Origin of the sequence: Planococcus sp. 107-1 (assembly GCF_021513255.1) — a bacterium.
Classification (GTDB): Bacteria; Bacillota; Bacilli; order Bacillales_A; family Planococcaceae; genus Planococcus.
In genome coordinates this window covers 2,754,853-2,771,809 of sequence record NZ_CP090977.1, presented here as the reverse complement: position 1 = coordinate 2,771,809, position 16,957 = coordinate 2,754,853, and the positions used below count along the sequence as shown (strand labels likewise).

Genomic DNA, 16,957 nt, shown 5'->3' with positions numbered 1-16,957 from the left:
TTAATAACTGAACGGTGTTTCGCTGATTTCAAGCGCTACCGCCAGTTTTCCTGATCCGTCGTGTCCAGCCAGCAATAATCTGCCGTGCTCATCTAATTCATAATGTGTAATGCCTTGGGCGTAAACCCAGCCATGCGGCAATTTCAGTCCGACCCGATGCGGGCTTTCGCCGACCACTTTGCCAAGCTCATAATTAATGACAACATTGCGGATAAAAGCTCCTGCATTGAAAAACCCTTCATTAAAATGAGTCGCATAAGAGCCATTCGTCGTTTCCAGATGCAGATAAACATCTTTATTGGCGAACGCATCCAAGTGAACCTGTAATTTTTTTGCTTCAACTAATTCCATTTCTCTCACTCCTCAGACATTCCGTATTCTTTTAGTATAGGGAATAAGAAGCGAGAATGCGATTAGGATGCTTTACGGAAACCGAAATAATGCTATGATAATGAATGAAAGAATTTTCGAACAAAAGGGATGGCTAAATTGGGAATAATCTTGAGATTTGTGTTTTCGCTGCTCGGCATCGTTTTAATCAGTGGCTTTCCCGTACTTATCGGGGGATTGACGGAAGGCGAACTAAGAATCAGTGCGTATATTTCATCGCTTCAACAGGTACTAAAAGAAGTTTGGCCGCTGCAGGAATTTTCTGTTATGAATATGCGGACAGGACGAGAAATTTTCTTGTTTCCAACCATTGCCGAATACATACTTTATTCACTTCAAATTTTATTTTTGGCATTTGCGGCAGCTGTGGTTTTCGCTTTAGTTTTCACGGTGCTGACGATGCTATTATCTGAAAAGGCCCGAGAGCGGTAAAGCTCTTTTTGTATTTTCTGGAATCGCTTCCGGATTTGCTCATCATCATGGCAGCTCAGCTTGGCATCATCTTCATCTATTTAAAAACGGATGTTTTGATCTCCAAGATTGCAGTCGTAGGCGGGGACAAAATCTATTGGCTCCCGGTCCTGTGTTTATCAATATTGCCGATGATCCAGCTATACCGGCTTTGCATGCTGACTTTCCAGGAAGAAGAGCGGCAAATGTATGTCGAACTTGCTCGATCACTCGGCTTTTCGAAAGTCTTTATCGTTTGGATGCATATGTTCCGGAATGCTATCATTTCAGTGTTTTTCCAATCCAAGAAAAACGATTTGGTTCATGTTGTCGAATCTGTTTGTCCTGGAACTGATGTTCAATATGCCGGGGATCATGCTGTTCATGCGCGATAATATTTCACCTGAAGTGTTTCTTGTGACGATCTTCAGCTTTTTCTTGCCGATGTTTATCCTGTACAGCGTGGGCGAATGGTTTTTCCTCCGCCATTTCCGTGGAAAGGAAGTGGCTTAAATGTGGAGACAGCCTTATTTTGTGATTGGTTTCAGTATTATGGCTTTGCTGCTTTTCGGAAGCTTTGCCTTCGAATGGCTTTTCGGCAAGGTGCCGAAACAAGTCTTTTTTATCGAAGAAAATGGCCGGGCAGTCGAAGGTCCGCCGATTTCGCCGAAATGGGAATTTCCGCTTGGAACCGACCAGTATGGCTATGACCTCTTTGGCAAAATCATGCTTGGCGGAAAATACACCATTATCGCTGCACTCGCAGTCGCCGCACTTCGAATGCTAATTGCCGTCCCTTTCGGTTATCTTCTTGGGACTTATCTGCAAAAGCATCGTGCATGGATTGGCGGACTTGCCGATTCTCTGCATTATATCCCTTTGACTTTATTTGCGGCTTACGTGCTCTACCCGGTTCTTTGGATGCCGCCGGAAGGGTTTTCGAATGGGGTATGGGAACGCATCGCGATACAAATTGTCTTGATGTCGTTATTGACGATGCCGATTGTGGCGGTATTGGTAGGAAATGAAGCGGCGCTTCTATACCGCAAAGAATATGTCCTTGCTTCCCGTGTACTGGGTGCAGGGCGGTTCCGAATTATCCGGAAGCATCTGTATCCGCAAATGCGTGAAAAGCTGGCAGTTCTATACGGTCAGCAGGTGATGGAGACTTTTATAGTGATGGCCCATCTCAGTTTATTGGACTTGTTCCTTGGAGGTACGAAAGTCAGCTACGACCCGATGTTCGGAGATCCACCCATGTCCATTTCGTATGAATGGGCAGGGCTTTTCGGTTCAACGTTCCGCTATCTGCAAGGTGCACCTTGGCTGCCTTTATATCCCGTGTTTTTTATCGCCTTGGCAATTCTTTCAGTCTCATTCATGATGGAAGGATATTTACGGTCGAAAAATCCGCAAGTGAAGAAACGGAAAGGCATCGCTTCACCGTCCGAGAAAATCGTCGAATGGAATAAAGAACAATTGCGGGAGAAAATGATCCGTTTAAAAAACCCTCACAATTTGTGAGGGTTTTGTTTTTTATTCTGCCAATAAAGAATGAGGACCACAATTCCAATCCCGAGGTAAAGGCCGCTTGCGCTGATAATCAGCTCTGTCGTTTCACTATATTGAAGGAATTGCAGGATGAAATCCGGCCCGAATAAAAACAGCGGAAGGATTAACGTGAACCACGTTTTCGACCAAATGGCGCCTGCAATGAAAACCAGAGCTCCAAGTGCTGCAATGACCCACATCGTTTCGCGAGAAGGTATATAGAAAGGCTCAAAGAAAAAGATGTCCATAAAAAGCACAGCCATTAATGATAGAGTAATGATGACTTGGAGAGCGATAAAAATCGACAACTCTTTTTTCTTCGAATAGTTAGCTACGCTCATTTTCCGGAAGAAATAAATATAAGCACCGATGCTCAAAAGTGCAATGGCCGGATAAGCAATCAGCTTCAGCAAAGAAAAATTCAGATCGCCGCGGATAGCTGACCCGGTGATGAAATATGCGATAAGCAGCAAAATGAACATGGGCGCCAGTCTCACTAAACCGAAATAATCGGTTTTCATTTCATTGCTAATGTTCTCCAAATACGTTTGAGGCGATCCGCCAGTAACGCTGTCCACCGTTTTCCCGTGGCTTTCGGCGTCTTCCAGATGGCCCCGTAATTCTTCCGCGATCTCATTGATTTCGTGGTCGTTCTTCCCGGAAGTCATCAAATACATCCTCAAATTAGCAATGAATTCTTCACTTTCTCTTGATAAGACCATTAGTTTTCCTCCTTTACGAGTCGATTGACAGAATGGGATAAACTTTCCCACCGTTCTTTAAACTGTTCGTATTCCTCTTCGCCTGCCGGAGTTAAGGTGTAGTATTTCCTTTTCGGGCCGCTGGGTGATTCTTTCATGACCGAATGGACGAAACCGTCTTTCTGCAATCGCATCAACACGGGATAAATGCTGCCTTCGCTGACCATCCGAAAACCGTAAATCTCCAATTTTTCGATCATTTCGTATCCGTAAGTCTCGCCTTTATGGATAATGCCGAGCAGACACCCATCAAGTATTCCTTTTAGCATCTGGCTAGATGACATATATACCCTCCTTCTTAGTAACTTGTAAAACAAGATAGCTAAAAATAAAACTGCTACTTTGTAATACAAGATAGCATGATGAACAATACAAGTCAACTACTTTGTTATACAAGTTAGTTAATCGTTTTGGAAAAAGGAAATTCAATTGGTTCTGTCGAAAAAATAACGGGGGAAGTTAACAAAATGGGGAGGTACAGCAAATGTTCGAAATAAAGAAGATGTCCGAGTGTTCAATAGAAGAAAAGGTCGAAGCCTGGAATAAAGGGTTCGAAGGCTATTATTTTAATATGGAAACGACTGCAGAAGCATTTGAAAAAAGAGGAACAATGGAAGATTTGAATGAAGAATTATCGATCATTGCATTTGATGGGAACCATCCAGTAGGCATCGTCCGTAACGGGTTTCGCGAAAATGGCGGAAGAAAAGTTTCCTGGAATGGCGGGACGGGCGTCGCTAAATCGGTTCGGGGCCAAGGCGTCGGAAAACGCATGATGGAAAAGACGATCGAGTGGCTTGGGGATTCAGGAGTACAGCTGGCTACCCTTGAAGCTGTCAGTGAAAATAACGCAGCGATCGAACTTTACCGAAAAATAGGATATGAAATAGTGGATGAAGTGGATTTCATGCAGCTTAAAGGGAAAGTCGAGAAGCTTCCAGAAGAGTTGGGGTCGGGACAAGAAATCACGCTGAAATCGGCAACTGTAGAAGAGGCCGGCAGTTTGGATTTCTATCGACATGATTTCACGTGGCAAACCCAATGGCAAAGTGTCAAAGACGGCGAGGCGCTGATTGCCCATGACGCTGAAGGAAAAGCGGCAGGCTATGCGTATTTCCGGAAATCCAAAGATGAAAACGGCAAGCATATCGGGACAACGCTTTATCAATGTGTGGCAAATCCTTTGGCCGAAGATTCCCAATCTCTTACTGCCCGCTTGATTGCAAAAGCTTTTGAAGGCTTCTCAGGAGAGATCAATCGCGTAGCGGTCAATATCCCGGTGGAAATGAACAAATTCACCCATCAAGTTCTGGCAGAAGCGGGCTTTAAAGTGACGACGAAACAAGTGATGATGGCGAAGGAATTATAAATCGCAGAAAACAATAAAAGCCGAAGGAGAAAAGCGATGCTTCTCTCCTTCGGCTTCGTCTATGATTAAAGTTCAGTAACTGTCACTTCAGGTTTCGGGAATTTATTAGCGGCGCCGTGCATAACCGGCCCCACGTATTCGTTGAGTTTCCATCCGTGTTCAATTGCCGCAGAAACAAAGATCTTCGCGTTCAATACAGCATCTTTAACCGATTGGCCATTGGCTAAATTAGCGGTGATTGCGGCAGCGAATGTGCAGCCTGCACCGTGGTTGTAAGTCGTCTCAGTTTTTTCAGCTGTCAAAAGATAATGCTTTTTGCCATCGTACAAGAGGTCAGCCGCTTTTTCATGCTGCAACTGTTTGCCGCCTTTGATGACTACAAACTGTGCACCATGTGCATGGATTTTTTCGGCTGCTGCTTGAAGGTCTTCCACTGTACGAAGAGTGCCCATGCCGGATAGTTGGCCAGCTTCAACCAAGTTTGGCGTAACGACTTTAGCATTCGGAAGCAAATGCTGGATCATGGCATCGACATTTTCAGGGAATAGCACTTCATCTTCGCCTTTGCATGCCATGACCGGGTCAATGACAACGTCTTTCAAGCCGGAGTCTTTAATGGCTTTGCCGGCCATCTCGATAATGTCGACTGTCGGCAGCATGCCGGTTTTCAATGCATCAACGCCTGTAGAAAAAGCGGTCTGCAGTTGAGCATGCAGCGTTTCAACCGGAATTGGGTGGATGCCGTGGCTCCAGCCATTATTCGGGTCCATTGTGACGATTACGGTCAATGCGTTCATGCCATATGTGCCATGCTCCTGGAAAGTTTTCAAGTCTGCTTGTATGCCAGCTCCACCGGACGTATCCGATCCAGCGATCGTTAAAGTCTTTTTCAATGACATCATCAAAACTCCTTTTAAATAGATTCGTTTATCGCTTTATTTTAACAAATGGCGAAACATTTACATAGTATTCAGCTTATGGGGAAACGCCAATACATAGGCGGTTGCAGCCGACACCAGGAAAAATAAACCGGCGATGACAGCCAAGATCCAATTGCCGTTTCTGAAAAGACCAATTGCTATGATAAATGTTAGAATGGAAACAGCTATCACCATTGCGGCGATGATCCACATCCCGATGCGCTTGGCGCTTTCCGGGGCATGGTCCCCTTTGGTGGAGGAGATTGTTTTTATTTTTTCACGCAAGTCCGCCATAATCATCGCTCCTTTCTTTAATCCTATCACGGAGCGAGGATGAAATGAATAAAAAGAAAGAGGGAGAGGAATTGGCAAAAGATCCAAAGTTAACGGAAATCGAACGCTTATTAAAAGAAGTAAAAGGGAAAGAAGATACGAAAGAATCCGGATTCTGGAAGAGCATCAAAGTGATGATGGGCGTTTGGCGCAATTCATTTTTAGTGTTGATCGTCATCCTTCTTCTATTATTGATCGCATTGCCTCTTGGAACTTGGTGGATGATCCAAGGCAGCACAGCAACGGAAAGCAAAGGGGCTTTTTTAGAGCAGATCCAGGATCTCAATGAATTGTCGACTGCGGAAGCTTTTTCGAAAGTGATTATTGAGCGGGAAGACAATAAAGTGTTTGGACAAGATATCGGACTTGATCTGCCGGGAACAAAACGCCAGATTTTAGTCGTGATTCCAGGTTCGGTCCGTGCAGGGGTGGATTTCTCCGAACTAACGGAAAATGATATTGAACTGGATGAAGAAGCGAAAACGGCTACACTTACATTGCCGAAAGCCGACTTTCTGGGAGGTCCGGAATTGTTCATGGACAAAGCTGAAATATACACCTATGAAGGGCTGTTCAGCGGTGGTTCCGATATTTCCGAAGCCTTTGAATTAGCCGACGAAGCAAAGCAAATGATTCTGGAGGAAACTAGAGGACAAGGCGTATTGGAACTTGCAGAAGAAAATGCTGCACAATCCGTCCGCAGTATGTTCAATCTGGTGGACTATAACGTTACAGTAGAATTTGAAGAATAAGGAGTGGCCGATATGCCAAAGAAAATTTTTCGAAATGACTGGCAAGAAATTGTGGGAGAAGAATTTGAAAAGCCTTATTATTTAAAGCTGCGTGAGTTCCTTAAAAAGGAGTATGAAAATGAGACGGTTTATCCGCCGAAAGAAGACATATGGAATGCTTTTGAGCACACGACTTACCGAGATGTAAAAGTCGTTATCTTAGGGCAAGATCCTTATCATGGCCCGAACCAAGCGCATGGCCTCAGCTTTTCCGTTCAGCCAGGCGTCCCGCACCCGCCGAGCCTTCGCAATATGTTCAAGGAACTGAAGGAAGATATCGGTTGTGAGAAGCCGAAAGACGGAACGCTGACAAAATGGGCAGACCAAGGGGTGATGATGCTGAACACGGTGCTCACAGTACGTGGAGGCGAAGCCAATTCGCATCGCAATCAAGGCTGGGAGATTTTCACTGACGAAGTGATCCGCAAACTATCCGAACGCGAAGAACCTGTTATTTTTGTGCTTTGGGGAAAGCCTGCCCAAAAGAAAAAACAGCTTATCGATTTGGAGCGGCATTCGGTCATCGAATCGGTGCATCCGAGCCCGTTAAGTGCGAGCCGTGGATTTTTTGGCAGCAAGCCCTATTCAAAAGTGAACGAACTGTTACAAGCGCGTGGAGAAAAACCGATAGATTTCTGTTTGGCCTGACGGCTTTTCCCTGTGCGTGATAAAATAGGATGATTAGAAGTGGAGAGGGGGAGTTCAAATGGCGATTGAAGCTGTCCGGATACTAACAGAGATTGAAAAGCATACCGTCCAGGCAAAAAATGCTGAACCGGCAAGAGTCCGTGAATCGGTTGCGGCCATTCGGGCTTTATGCGACTTATTGCTGAACGATGAACCGCTGCCTGAATCCAGCAGACCGAAAGCGATGCCGCTCGCGTCTCCGCAAGTCCAAACCGTCTCATCTATCAACAAGCTCAAAGAAGAAGATGCAAACGGCGATTCATTGTTTGAATTTTAACAGGAAAGTAGAGGACCTGATATGAAGTTTTTCTTAATTGCAGGCGCAGTCAATGCGATGCTGTCTGTTGCATTTGGAGCCTTTGGAGCGCATTTGCTCGAAGGGCGTGTTGCAGATAAATATTTGGACACATGGCAGACAGCCGTACAATATCAAATGTTCCATTCCATCGGCTTGATCGCCATTGCGATCTTAATGAGTTCATCGTTGATCGGCAGCCTGGGTTCATTAAACTGGGCCGGTTATTTGATGCTTGCCGGGATCATCATCTTCTCAGGCAGCCTATACGTCTTAAGCTTGACTGGCATTAGCATTTTAGGTGCTATTACGCCAATCGGCGGTGTGGCTTTTATTGCAGCCTGGATCCTCGTGATTGTAGCAGCTGCGAAAGCATTATAATAGTTGAACGAGAAAAAGCTGCCCGCGGCAGCTTTTTTATTGGTTCAGCAAGTTTTTCAATTTTTCCGGATTATCCACTTTTAAGGCGATTTGCGAAACTTCTTTTGTGCGGCCATAGAATAGGGTCGCTTTTTGAGGCTTCTTAAAATCGATGACCAGTTGAGGTTCACCGGTTTCGATGTCATTTGCGATAAATTCCAAGCTGCCTTTTTCAGGTTTTTCGCCCCACCGGATGGACTCGATGGAATCCAGACGGAAAGTAATCCGTTTGCTCAATCCAAGAGACAAATGGACGGAACCGTCTTTGACCGTCAGAGGATTTAAGCGGATGGCCTGGATTTCAGCAAGGAAATAAAATACCGAGTAGATGTTCAGGACGAGCAGAATAATCGAGAGAACCGCCGATTTTTCATGCAGGAACCAGTGGATGCCGATCGTTTCAATAACGATTGCGTGGATAAGCATGATATTGAAAGCGATGGCACTGGTGTTCTTGTGGAGCGACACGGTATGAAGGTTTTCTGGTGCTTGTTTTTTCCAAGTAAAGAATGCGTAGTACACCATCAAAGCTTCCGAAAGCACAATCGAAACGAGCGGATTGGGTTTAACGACTGCAAATGTCGCAGGAAAAAGAGAAAAAAGCGGGCTTTCTGCCTGGCTTTTAATGGTCCGCAAGATTTTCGGGAAATGATAGAAAAGCAAGAAGATCAATGCAGCTTCTGCCGCTATGGCGATGGCTTCTAATCCGAGCGCTGCATAGACCAGGCCGGAGAATGGTTCAATGTAAGAAGAAGGAATAAGCAGGCGGGCAAGGATCAAGCCCCCGGCGACAAAGCCGATGAATTGCTTGGTTGAAAGCCTGTAAGAAGCGAGCAAAAGAAGCGGGGCCACAAGCGCTAAATCGAGAAGCGAACCGCTGACGACCCAAATCGCTTCTTCTGGAATGATGATAGTGGAGAGAGGGGAACGGTAAAGCAGGAAATTGCTGGTGAGTACGAGTGCGAGTAAAAGTAAAGCCCATTTTGCAAAGTTGGTTTGGCGCATTACAAACATCTAAACACCCCATTTTCTTTTAGTATATCGCAGGGCATGGGAAAGGTCAGCGCTGATCTGTGACAGAATTCTGAAAACTTGTATCAGTTAGCGAATTAAGGCATGCGGAAAATATTGCAATCACGCCGGTTTTAATTTTGAGGTGCGAAAAAATTGTTCTGAGGTGCGGAAATATCAATTTGAGGTGCGAAAAAGCAGCATTGGGGTGCGAAAATACTGATCTGGGGTGCGTTCACAGCTCAAACACATAAAAAACCGCCCGAGGGCGGTTTTAAAACTTAAACTTCCAGGAATTTAGCTGTACGATCAGCGTCTAAGCGAGTTCCCACATAGAAAGAACCGAATTCCGCATAGCGCGCGCTGACTTCATCAAAGCGCATTTCGTAGATCAATTTCTTGAATTGGAGAACGTCGTCTGCGAATAACGTAACGCCCCATTCGTAATCGTCAAAGCCGACAGATCCTGAAATGATCTGTTTAACTTTGCCGGCATAGCTGCGGCCGATTTTGCCGTGGGAAAGCATCAATTCTTTGCGTGTGTCCATTGGCAGCATGTACCAGTTGTCGTCGCCTTCGCGGCGTTTATCCATCGGATAGAAGCAGATGTACTGTGAACGTTGAAGTTCAGGATACAAGCGCGCACGCACGTGAGGGTTTTGGTATGGATCTTCGTCTGATTTTCCAGCCAAATAGTTGGAAAGTTCAACAACCGATACATACGAATACGTAGGAACGGTATAAGCGATCAATGTCAGCTTATTGTATTCTGTTTCAAGCTCACGCAATTCGTCCATCGTTTCGCGAAGTAGCATCAACATCAAGTCCGCTTTTTGGCCAACGATTGAATACAATGCGTGGGCACCTGTTTTATTTTCATCGGCTTGGTTTACTTTGTCCATAAATGCCTGGAACTCGTCGATTGCGAATTGGCGTTCTTCGTCCGTCAGCATTTTCCAGGATACCCAATCCATCGAACGGAAATCGTGGAGGACGTACCAGCCGTCTAATGTAATTGCAGCTTCATTCATTCTCTAAACACTCCTTTGATCTAAATCTCTCCCATCCAGTTTATCACATCGGCCATTCAAGTTCCTATAAAACAGAAGGCTGTCACCAATTCGTCATTGCTGCACCTGCTTTTCAGCAAGGCGAGAGTCGGGTAGACTGGAGTTAAGCAAAATGCTTTTGAGGAGAATGAATATGAGCTTATTTTCACAACAAACCAATTGGCGTTTCTGGGACCAATCCTTGAGCGCAAAAAAACGTTCGGCGCTGGAATCGTTTGCGGCGGATGATACATTATGCGAACTGGTTGGCAGCGGGAGAAGTGAGCCGACCGTCCGGACTTGGGTCCATGACGATACGGTAGTGCTTGGCATCCAAGATCACCGTTTGCCGCATGTCGGACGGCGTATGGAATACTTGGAAGCAAACGGCTACTATCCGATTGTCCGGAATTCCGGCGGTCTCGCAGTGGTTCTTGATGCCGGTGTTTTGAATATTTCATTGGTCGTTTCGGAGAAAGAACATGCCATCGATATTTCGGCTGGCTACGATATGATGCTTGAACTGGTGCAGGCACTGTTTCCGGAAGCACCAATAGAAGCTTACGAGATCGTGGGATCCTACTGTCCGGGATCTTATGACCTCAGCATCGGGGGCAAGAAGTTCGCCGGAATCTCCCAACGCCGCATCCGCAAAGGGATCGCTGTCCAAGTCTATCTTTGCGTCGAAGGCTCTGGTGCAGAGCGTGCAGAACTGATTCGCGGCTTTTATGAAAAAGGGCTGCAAGGCGAAGACACAAAATTCGATTACCCGGCCATCAAACCGGAAGTGATGGCGTCGCTCAGCGAATTGCTGGATAAAGAAATTACGGTCCAGGAAGTTGTCATAAATTTATACGAATTGATCGGGTCGCCCGCGCCGCGCCCGCTAATGCCTGATGAGACTGAACTTTACGGATTTTATTTGAAACGTGTCGTTGAACGCAACGCGAAAATGCTTCCGGGGCCTCTTGAATGAGGTCCTTTTGCTGGTGTAGAATACCTGTTACGCAGGAAAATTTGGAGGTGGGCTTATGGATTACGCATCGCAAAAATTAGCTGAAGAAAAAGTGTTTAAAGATCCGGTTCACCGATACATACACGTGCGCGACCAAGTAATTTGGGACTTGGTGAGCACGAAGGAATTTCAGCGTCTGCGGCGCATCAAACAGCTTGGCACCTCATATTTAGTCTTCCACGGCGCTGAACATAGCCGTTTTAACCACTCCCTCGGCGTCTACGAAATCGTCCGAAGAATTTCTGACGATATTTTCCACGGCCGCCCCGAATGGGATGAAAGTGAACGGCTTGTCGTTTTATGTGCGGCGCTTCTTCATGATCTTGGACATGGTCCATTTTCACATTCGTTCGAAAAGGTTTTTCAAGTCGACCACGAAGAATTCACCCGTGAAATTTTGCTTGGCGATACTGAAGTCCATCGCGTCCTTAAGAAAGTAGGGGCGGATTTTCCTGCGAAAGTCGCTGAAGTCATTGCCAAAACCTATGGCAATAAACAAGTCGTCTCGCTGATTTCGAGCCAGATTGATGCGGACCGCATGGATTATTTGCAGCGGGATGCGTACTATACGGGAGTTTCCTACGGCCATTTCGATATGGAGCGGATCCTTCGCGTCATGCGTCCGGTGGATGATCAAGTGGTGATCAAATCGAGCGGCATGCATGCTGTTGAAGATTACATCATGAGCCGCTATCAGATGTACTGGCAAGTGTATTTCCACCCGGTTGCCCGAAGCGCCGAAGTGATTTTACGGAAAATCCTGCAGCGGGCGAAAGAATTGAGCGAAGGCGGCTATAAATTTGCCCAGCCACCCACGCATTTCCTGTCATTTTTTGACCGCACGTTCACATTGAAGGATTATTTAGCGCTGGATGAAGGCGTCTTGATGACGTATTTCCAATTGTGGATGACGGAACGCGATCCGATTTTAGCGGACTTAAGCGACCGCTTTGTTAATCGGCGCTTGTTCCAATACGTCGACTTCGATCCAGGGAAAGACTACCGGAAGCTTGGGGAACTTGCACAATTGTTCCGAAAAGCCGGAATTGATCCGGATTATTATTTGATTGATGACTCTACGTCCGATTTGCCATATGACTTTTACCGTCCGGGAGAAGAGGAAGAACGCCTTCCGATTCATTTATTGATGCCGTCCGGTGAGATTAAAGAACTGTCCCGCTTGTCCCAAATCGTTGATGCGATTTCAGGTAAGCGGCGCACAGACTATAAATTGTATTTTCCAGCTGAGCTATTGATCGATGGCAAGAAAAAAGCCATCAAGCAGCAAATACTGGAAATGTTAAGAGAAGGGGGAATTTAGTTGCTCCAGGAACATGCGAAAATTGTGGATTTTATTGCTGCAGCGGACGGAATTACAGGACGCAAAAAGATGCAGAAGATGATTTACATCTTAAAGAAGATGGGCGTTCCTTTTCAGGAAAAATACGAATTCCATATTTATGGGCCGTATTCAGAAGAGTTGACGGCCCGCGTAGAAGAACTTTGCGATATGGGGTTTTTGTCGGAGGAATTGGAAGACAAAGGTTCTTACGTCCAATATAAATACAGCGTCACAAAAGAAGGCGGAGATTTCCGGAATACCTTGAAAGAATCGGTGCTGGAAGATTCGGCTTACGCCGCAAAGCTTAATGAAAAGAGCGGCCGCTTTTTGGAATTGACCGCGACGCTTTTGTACTTTGACCAGCTGGAACGAAGCGAACAAATCGAAAAACTCCATGTTGTTAAAGGGAAGCTAAACTTTACAGAGGAAGAAATCGAAGAGGCGTTTGCTTTTATAGAAGAATTGAGTGCATTAAAAAAACTCCCATGATGGGAGTTTTTTTAAAAGTGATGGGAATTAAATATCAGAAAATAATTTTCCTTTAACGCCGTAATCGGTTTTCTTCATGTCTTCGATGAAGACGACTACGTTTCCGACTGGAGCGCCAGTCGTTTCAGAGACAGCTTCAGTTACTTTTTCGACGAGTGCGCGCTTTTGGTCTTCTGTGCGGCCTTCGAGCATTTTCACAGTTACGTATGGCATAATGGACACAGCTCCTTTTTTAGGGATATTCTTATCATATCAGAACGGAGGGAATGTACACATGGCAAACGAAGAAAAACCAAAACAAAAAGTAGGATTTACCATTATAAAGAACGACCCGACTGATGGCCATAAAGGCTATGGCATCGGCTCCTTGTCACTCGAAAACGTGTCACCGCTGTTCATCGACATCGAAGAGCAGGAGGCATTTATTGATATCGGTGCTATGCACGCCCGCAGCCAAGTCGAACGCGGCATCAAGTTTACGGTCAACCGCGAAGACTCGGAAGGCGGAAAACCTTACTGGCTTGTGTGGATCACGATCGACTTCAATCCGGAAGGCCCTTATTACGCTGGCGTGACGGCTTGTGAAATGGTTGTGAACCGGGAAAAACGCCGAGGCTATAAGATATTAGCCGATCATGTGAACCTCATGGATAAATCGATGAAACGCAAGATTATCGTCGAGCAGATGGACGAAAGTTCGAAAAAAGTCTTGGCTGAATACTTGAGAAGCCACAATCCCAAAATGTGGGAGCGCAGCGAAGATCAGTTGAAACAAGATTTAAACGCATAAAAGCTAAAAATATTTGTACGATTTGTGACATTTGCAATTGCTTCCAACAGGCGGTTGAAGTTGTTTAAAAAAGGCAGTACACTATAACTACAGCTTTTAAATAGAAAGCTAGGACACCTGATTGCGGACAAGTGACGTGAGCCATTGCGAGAAAACCCAAGCCCAATGCCTCATGTCTCTTTCTTCGCGCCGTCAGGCATAAAAAGGTTTTCTGTACAGGGAAAAGTTCTCTGCGCAGAAAACCTTTTTATTTTGGGGATAATTGGATGGGATTCGGGTAAAGAAGACTGTGCAAATAATGATTGCACTTTCGTTGAAAAGATTTATACTTTTTTAAGTAGATTTTAATCTGAAAGTTAAAGGAGTTTGATTATAAATGGCAGGATTCTGGTATACAGAAAAACAGACCGAGAATTTCGGGATCACAATGAAAATCAACAAAACGCTTCACACGGAACAAACGGATTTCCAATATTTAGAAATGGCTGAAACGGCGGAATGGGGAAATATGCTTTTCCTTGACGGCATGGTCATGACTTCTGAAAAAGACGAATTCGTCTACCATGAAATGGTGGCACATGTTCCATTGTTCACGCACCCGAACCCGGAGAACGTGTTGGTTGTAGGCGGCGGAGACGGCGGCGTTATCCGTGAAGTGCTGAAACACCCTTCTGTTAAAAAAGCGACGCTTGTCGACATTGACGGCAAAGTGATCGAGTACTCGAAAAAATTCCTGCCATCTATTGCGTCAGGCCTTGAAGATTCACGTGTAGACGTCATCGTTGGCGACGGCTTCATGCACATTGCAGAATCTGAAAATAAATACGATGTGATCATGGTGGATTCGACGGAACCGGTCGGCCCGGCTGTGAATTTATTCACAAAAGGCTTTTACGCTGGGATTTCACGCGCATTGAAAGAAGACGGCATTTTCGTCGCGCAATCGGACAACCCATGGTTCAAAGCGGATTTGATCACACAAGTCCAAAAAGACGTGAAGGAAATTTTCCCAATCACGAAATTGTATTTGGCGAACATCCCGACGTACCCATCAGGCCTTTGGGCGTTTACAATCGGTTCGAAGAAATACGATCCGACAGCTGTTCCAGCTGAACGCTTCCATGACATCGAAACTAAGTATTACACGAAAGAATTGCATAACGCGGCATTCGTCTTGCCGAAATTCGTGAAAGATATGGCAGGCGAATAAGATGCGCTTCGACGAGACGTATTCTGGAAAAGTATTTATCAAAAGCCATCCGAATTATGAAGAATCGAAAGCGGTCCTTTACGGAATGCCGATGGACTGGACAGTCAGCTACCGTCCCGGTTCCCGGTTTGGCCCGAACAAAATCCGTGAAGTGTCGATCGGCCTGGAAGAGTATAGCCCTTACCTGGACCGTGAACTGGATGACGTGAAATTTTTCGATGCCGGCGATATCCCATTGCCATTCGGCAACCCGGAAAAATCGCTGCTTGAAATCGAAACGTATATCCATACCTTATTGGCTGACAATAAAATCCCAATCGGCATGGGCGGCGAACATCTAGTATCGCTTCCGGTGATGAAGGCAGTGGCGAGCAAATACGATGATTTAGCGATCATCCATTTTGATGCGCACACTGATCTTCGCGAAAATTACGAAGGCGAAGAATATTCGCATTCGACGCCGATCCGCAAAATCGCAGATCATATCGGACCGAAAAACGTTTATTCGTTCGGTATCCGTTCAGGAATGAAAGAAGAATTCATCTGGGCAAAAGAAAACGGCATGCACATTTCCATGTTCGAAGTATTGGAACCATTGAAAGAAGTATTGCCGACACTTTCCGGACGCCCAGTTTATGTGACGATTGATATCGACGTCCTGGATCCGGCGCATGCACCGGGTACTGGAACCGTTGACGCAGGCGGCATCACTTCCCGCGAACTGCTCGCATCGATCCACGCCATCGCCGCTTCAGGCGTCAATGTTGTCGGTTTCGATTTGGTGGAAGTGTCTCCGGTTTACGACCACTCCGACCAAACAGCCAACACCGCCAGCAAATTGCTGCGCGAAATGATTTTGGGTTGGGTGAAATAAAGAAAAGCGGAAACGGCCCGTTAGCCCCGAAAGGCATAAGACGAATCAGCGAAGCGGCGTTCTTTGCCGCACAGCTGGTTTGGCTTATGACCCGAGGGGTTGGCCGTTGGAGTCTGGACAATAAGAAAAGCGTAGCCGCCTCGACAGCCGCGACAAGCGCTGGAAGTCAGAGCGGGGAATGGCGTTCTTCAGCCATTGCTGATATGACTGAAGCGACCTCGAGCGGCTAGGCGGCGAAGCTGGACAATAAGAAAAGCGGAAACGGCCGTGTAGCCGTGACAAGCTTAAGACGGATTGCCGAAGCGGCGCTTTTTGCCGCACAGGCGAGACGACTTAAGACCTCGAGGGGCTGGCCGTTGGAGCTAGACAATAAGAAAAGCGGAAACGGCCTGGAAATCTCCAGGCCGTTTTTTATTTCGGCAACTTTTCGGACGGCGGAATGCAGATTCTTGGTGAATGATCATAAAATGGCGAAAGTCGCTCATAAAAACACAAAACTCGCTCGTAAGACCTGCAAAATAGAATCTTTCGAAAAGAAACGGTAAGATGAGAGAGAAAATATTGAAAGAGGTGCTGACGATGGAATTATATAAGTGGACTGGACCGCGCGACCAGGGGGTATCGATCCTTGCGTCCTCGCCGAATTCGCGATTGATTTACTTGGTGGACGGCGAAGAGGCAACGGTATTGTTTGAAGCGGAAGATGGCACATCGGCGCAAGGGTTTGAAGCATTTCAGATCTTGAACGCAGTCGGTGATATCAATGACGGCTTTTATGCGGTCTTCAACAACATTCCGGTAACTGAGGAAGGACGCGAGCTGTTTGAAGCGCGCTTTCAAAATCGCGCCGGCAAAGTGGAAGAAGAGCCGGGGTTTGCGGCGATCCGGGTGCTTCGACCGCTAAATTCGGATACGTATATCATTTTGACTTTGTGGAAAGATGAAGAATCGTTTACAAACTGGCAGCAGTCCCAAGCCTATAGCCATGCCCACGCGAAACGCGGCACAGCAGAAGGCATTGATAAGCGCCCGAATGTTTTTCCGCGCCCTTCTTTCGTTAAAACGTATACGCGATAAATGGCTCCAAGTGGCGCACAGCATGGCTGTGCGCCATTTTTTTATGCGGTGCCGCGAGCTATCCCAAACTTAATTGAAAAACCAGTGCAAAACAGGCTATAATATAAAGGTTATCAATTGACAGGAAGGCGGA

Annotated in this window: 24 protein-coding genes; 16 read left to right on the top strand and 8 right to left on the bottom strand. The window is 46.0% G+C overall.

What is annotated here, in order from left to right:
• Window positions 1-351 carry a YojF family protein gene (locus L0M13_RS14330; RefSeq protein WP_235197139.1) on the bottom strand — a complete coding sequence of 117 codons (351 nt, stop codon included), beginning with the start codon at window positions 349-351 and terminating at the stop codon, window positions 1-3.
• Between the two features lie 138 nt (window positions 352-489).
• Between L0M13_RS14330 and L0M13_RS14325 the strand changes: the two genes are divergently transcribed.
• From L0M13_RS14325 to L0M13_RS14315, 4 genes are read left to right on the top strand one after another with little or no spacing between them, the layout of a single operon-like run.
• Window positions 490-822: a hypothetical protein gene (locus L0M13_RS14325; protein WP_235197138.1), complete on the top strand. Its 333-nt coding sequence runs from the start codon at window positions 490-492 to the stop codon at window positions 820-822.
• Window positions 823-830: 8 nt separating this feature from the next.
• Window positions 831-1,235 carry an ABC transporter permease subunit gene (locus L0M13_RS14320; protein WP_235197137.1) on the top strand — a complete coding sequence of 135 codons (405 nt, stop codon included), beginning with the start codon at window positions 831-833 and terminating at the stop codon, window positions 1,233-1,235.
• Entirely contained in the window at window positions 1,225-1,353 is a 129-nt protein-coding gene (locus L0M13_RS18375) for a hypothetical protein (RefSeq protein ID WP_260107562.1), read from the top strand. Before L0M13_RS14320 ends, L0M13_RS18375 begins: the two co-directional genes overlap by 11 nt.
• On the top strand, window positions 1,354-2,364 hold the full coding sequence (locus L0M13_RS14315) for an ABC transporter permease (protein ID WP_235197136.1): 1,011 nt from the start codon (window positions 1,354-1,356) through the stop codon (window positions 2,362-2,364). It begins immediately after the preceding gene.
• Here L0M13_RS14315 and L0M13_RS14310 read toward each other — a convergent pair.
• Together L0M13_RS14310 and L0M13_RS14305 are read right to left on the bottom strand one after the other, a co-directional pair.
• Window positions 2,352-3,113, bottom strand: a complete 762-nt coding sequence (locus L0M13_RS14310) for an HAAS domain-containing protein (RefSeq protein ID WP_235197135.1) — start codon at window positions 3,111-3,113, stop codon at window positions 2,352-2,354. The two genes, L0M13_RS14315 and L0M13_RS14310, sit on opposite strands and share 13 nt — an antisense overlap.
• Window positions 3,113-3,436, bottom strand: coding sequence for a PadR family transcriptional regulator (locus tag L0M13_RS14305; RefSeq protein ID WP_235197134.1), 324 nt, complete (start codon window positions 3,434-3,436; stop codon window positions 3,113-3,115). The genes L0M13_RS14310 and L0M13_RS14305 overlap by 1 nt, the downstream gene beginning before the upstream one ends.
• Before the next feature lie 200 nt (window positions 3,437-3,636).
• Between L0M13_RS14305 and L0M13_RS14300 the strand changes: the two genes are divergently transcribed.
• Window positions 3,637-4,521 carry a GNAT family N-acetyltransferase gene (locus tag L0M13_RS14300; protein WP_235197133.1) on the top strand — a complete coding sequence of 295 codons (885 nt, stop codon included), beginning with the start codon at window positions 3,637-3,639 and terminating at the stop codon, window positions 4,519-4,521.
• Between the two features lie 65 nt (window positions 4,522-4,586).
• Here the strand turns inward: L0M13_RS14300 and pdxK are convergent, their stop codons facing one another.
• Together pdxK and L0M13_RS14290 are read right to left on the bottom strand one after the other, a co-directional pair.
• Window positions 4,587-5,420: a pyridoxine/pyridoxal/pyridoxamine kinase gene (gene pdxK / locus L0M13_RS14295; RefSeq protein WP_235197132.1), complete on the bottom strand. Its 834-nt coding sequence runs from the start codon at window positions 5,418-5,420 to the stop codon at window positions 4,587-4,589.
• 60 nt (window positions 5,421-5,480) lie between these two features.
• Window positions 5,481-5,735: a hypothetical protein gene (locus tag L0M13_RS14290; RefSeq protein ID WP_235197131.1), complete on the bottom strand. Its 255-nt coding sequence runs from the start codon at window positions 5,733-5,735 to the stop codon at window positions 5,481-5,483.
• Window positions 5,736-5,779: 44 nt separating this feature from the next.
• Here L0M13_RS14290 and L0M13_RS14285 point away from each other — a divergent pair, with 44 nt between their 5' ends.
• From L0M13_RS14285 to L0M13_RS14270, 4 genes are read left to right on the top strand one after another with little or no spacing between them, the layout of a single operon-like run.
• Window positions 5,780-6,526: a DUF4230 domain-containing protein gene (locus L0M13_RS14285; protein ID WP_235197130.1), complete on the top strand. Its 747-nt coding sequence runs from the start codon at window positions 5,780-5,782 to the stop codon at window positions 6,524-6,526.
• Between the two features lie 12 nt (window positions 6,527-6,538).
• Window positions 6,539-7,213, top strand: a complete 675-nt coding sequence (locus tag L0M13_RS14280) for a uracil-DNA glycosylase (protein WP_235197129.1) — start codon at window positions 6,539-6,541, stop codon at window positions 7,211-7,213.
• Between the two features lie 58 nt (window positions 7,214-7,271).
• Window positions 7,272-7,529 (top strand): YwdI family protein, encoded by a 258-nt coding sequence (locus tag L0M13_RS14275; RefSeq protein ID WP_235197128.1) that lies wholly within the window; start codon window positions 7,272-7,274, stop codon window positions 7,527-7,529.
• 21 nt (window positions 7,530-7,550) lie between these two features.
• Entirely contained in the window at window positions 7,551-7,928 is a 378-nt protein-coding gene (locus L0M13_RS14270) for a DUF423 domain-containing protein (RefSeq protein ID WP_235197127.1), read from the top strand.
• Window positions 7,929-7,964: 36 nt separating this feature from the next.
• Here the strand turns inward: L0M13_RS14270 and L0M13_RS14265 are convergent, their stop codons facing one another.
• Together L0M13_RS14265 and hemQ are read right to left on the bottom strand one after the other, a co-directional pair.
• Complete coding sequence (locus L0M13_RS14265; RefSeq protein WP_235197126.1) at window positions 7,965-8,981, bottom strand: beta-carotene 15,15'-monooxygenase; 1,017 nt, start codon at window positions 8,979-8,981, stop codon at window positions 7,965-7,967.
• 278 nt (window positions 8,982-9,259) lie between these two features.
• Window positions 9,260-10,009: a hydrogen peroxide-dependent heme synthase gene (hemQ, locus tag L0M13_RS14260; protein ID WP_235197125.1), complete on the bottom strand. Its 750-nt coding sequence runs from the start codon at window positions 10,007-10,009 to the stop codon at window positions 9,260-9,262.
• A 172-nt stretch (window positions 10,010-10,181) separates the two neighbouring features.
• Here hemQ and L0M13_RS14255 point away from each other — a divergent pair, with 172 nt between their 5' ends.
• From L0M13_RS14255 to L0M13_RS14245, 3 genes are read left to right on the top strand one after another with little or no spacing between them, the layout of a single operon-like run.
• Window positions 10,182-11,003: an octanoyl-[GcvH]:protein N-octanoyltransferase gene (locus tag L0M13_RS14255; protein ID WP_235197124.1), complete on the top strand. Its 822-nt coding sequence runs from the start codon at window positions 10,182-10,184 to the stop codon at window positions 11,001-11,003.
• Window positions 11,004-11,058: 55 nt separating this feature from the next.
• A complete protein-coding gene (locus L0M13_RS14250) occupies window positions 11,059-12,363 on the top strand; it encodes an HD domain-containing protein (protein WP_235197123.1) in 1,305 nt (434 codons plus the stop codon).
• On the top strand, window positions 12,364-12,873 hold the full coding sequence (locus tag L0M13_RS14245; RefSeq protein ID WP_235197122.1) for a YwgA family protein: 510 nt from the start codon (window positions 12,364-12,366) through the stop codon (window positions 12,871-12,873).
• 27 nt (window positions 12,874-12,900) lie between these two features.
• Here the strand turns inward: L0M13_RS14245 and L0M13_RS14240 are convergent, their stop codons facing one another.
• Complete coding sequence (locus L0M13_RS14240; protein ID WP_235197121.1) at window positions 12,901-13,086, bottom strand: 2-hydroxymuconate tautomerase; 186 nt, start codon at window positions 13,084-13,086, stop codon at window positions 12,901-12,903.
• A 61-nt stretch (window positions 13,087-13,147) separates the two neighbouring features.
• On the opposite strand from L0M13_RS14240, the gene L0M13_RS14235 reads away from it, so the two are divergent.
• The 4 genes from L0M13_RS14235 (at window position 13,148) to L0M13_RS14220 (ending at window position 16,824) form a co-directional block, all read left to right on the top strand.
• The gene (locus L0M13_RS14235; protein ID WP_235197120.1) at window positions 13,148-13,663 is read left to right on the top strand and encodes a YwhD family protein; all 516 of its coding nucleotides are present in this window, start codon (window positions 13,148-13,150) and stop codon (window positions 13,661-13,663) included.
• A gap of 376 nt (window positions 13,664-14,039) precedes the next feature.
• The gene (speE, locus tag L0M13_RS14230) at window positions 14,040-14,873 is read left to right on the top strand and encodes a spermidine synthase (RefSeq protein ID WP_235197119.1); all 834 of its coding nucleotides are present in this window, start codon (window positions 14,040-14,042) and stop codon (window positions 14,871-14,873) included.
• Between the two features lies 1 nt (window position 14,874).
• The gene (gene speB, locus L0M13_RS14225) at window positions 14,875-15,747 is read left to right on the top strand and encodes an agmatinase (protein WP_235197118.1); all 873 of its coding nucleotides are present in this window, start codon (window positions 14,875-14,877) and stop codon (window positions 15,745-15,747) included.
• A 579-nt stretch (window positions 15,748-16,326) separates the two neighbouring features.
• A complete protein-coding gene (locus tag L0M13_RS14220) occupies window positions 16,327-16,824 on the top strand; it encodes an antibiotic biosynthesis monooxygenase family protein (RefSeq protein ID WP_235197117.1) in 498 nt (165 codons plus the stop codon).
• The last annotated feature ends 133 nt before the right edge of the window (window positions 16,825-16,957 follow it).

Bases quoted from the DNA above. Each gene is read 5' to 3' on its own strand.
- L0M13_RS14285 (WP_235197130.1), top strand. From the start codon at position 5,780: ATGAATAAAAAGAAAGAGGGAGAGGAATTGGCAAAAGATCCAAAGTTA.
- hemQ (WP_235197125.1), bottom strand. From the start codon at position 10,009: ATGAATGAAGCTGCAATTACATTAGACGGCTGGTACGTCCTCCACGAT.
- L0M13_RS14315 (WP_235197136.1), top strand. From the start codon at position 1,354: ATGTGGAGACAGCCTTATTTTGTGATTGGTTTCAGTATTATGGCTTTG.
- L0M13_RS18375 (WP_260107562.1), top strand. From the start codon at position 1,225: ATGCGCGATAATATTTCACCTGAAGTGTTTCTTGTGACGATCTTCAGC.
- speB (WP_235197118.1), top strand. From the start codon at position 14,875: ATGCGCTTCGACGAGACGTATTCTGGAAAAGTATTTATCAAAAGCCAT.
- L0M13_RS14305 (WP_235197134.1), bottom strand. From the start codon at position 3,436: ATGTCATCTAGCCAGATGCTAAAAGGAATACTTGATGGGTGTCTGCTC.
- L0M13_RS14265 (WP_235197126.1), bottom strand. From the start codon at position 8,981: ATGTTTGTAATGCGCCAAACCAACTTTGCAAAATGGGCTTTACTTTTA.
- L0M13_RS14300 (WP_235197133.1), top strand. From the start codon at position 3,637: ATGTTCGAAATAAAGAAGATGTCCGAGTGTTCAATAGAAGAAAAGGTC.
- speE (WP_235197119.1), top strand. From the start codon at position 14,040: ATGGCAGGATTCTGGTATACAGAAAAACAGACCGAGAATTTCGGGATC.
- pdxK (WP_235197132.1), bottom strand. From the start codon at position 5,420: ATGTCATTGAAAAAGACTTTAACGATCGCTGGATCGGATACGTCCGGT.
- L0M13_RS14290 (WP_235197131.1), bottom strand. From the start codon at position 5,735: ATGGCGGACTTGCGTGAAAAAATAAAAACAATCTCCTCCACCAAAGGG.
- L0M13_RS14270 (WP_235197127.1), top strand. From the start codon at position 7,551: ATGAAGTTTTTCTTAATTGCAGGCGCAGTCAATGCGATGCTGTCTGTT.
- L0M13_RS14280 (WP_235197129.1), top strand. From the start codon at position 6,539: ATGCCAAAGAAAATTTTTCGAAATGACTGGCAAGAAATTGTGGGAGAA.
- L0M13_RS14255 (WP_235197124.1), top strand. From the start codon at position 10,182: ATGAGCTTATTTTCACAACAAACCAATTGGCGTTTCTGGGACCAATCC.
- L0M13_RS14330 (WP_235197139.1), bottom strand. From the start codon at position 351: ATGGAATTAGTTGAAGCAAAAAAATTACAGGTTCACTTGGATGCGTTC.
- L0M13_RS14235 (WP_235197120.1), top strand. From the start codon at position 13,148: ATGGCAAACGAAGAAAAACCAAAACAAAAAGTAGGATTTACCATTATA.
- L0M13_RS14220 (WP_235197117.1), top strand. From the start codon at position 16,327: ATGGAATTATATAAGTGGACTGGACCGCGCGACCAGGGGGTATCGATC.
- L0M13_RS14240 (WP_235197121.1), bottom strand. From the start codon at position 13,086: ATGCCATACGTAACTGTGAAAATGCTCGAAGGCCGCACAGAAGACCAA.
- L0M13_RS14275 (WP_235197128.1), top strand. From the start codon at position 7,272: ATGGCGATTGAAGCTGTCCGGATACTAACAGAGATTGAAAAGCATACC.
- L0M13_RS14250 (WP_235197123.1), top strand. From the start codon at position 11,059: ATGGATTACGCATCGCAAAAATTAGCTGAAGAAAAAGTGTTTAAAGAT.
- L0M13_RS14310 (WP_235197135.1), bottom strand. From the start codon at position 3,113: ATGGTCTTATCAAGAGAAAGTGAAGAATTCATTGCTAATTTGAGGATG.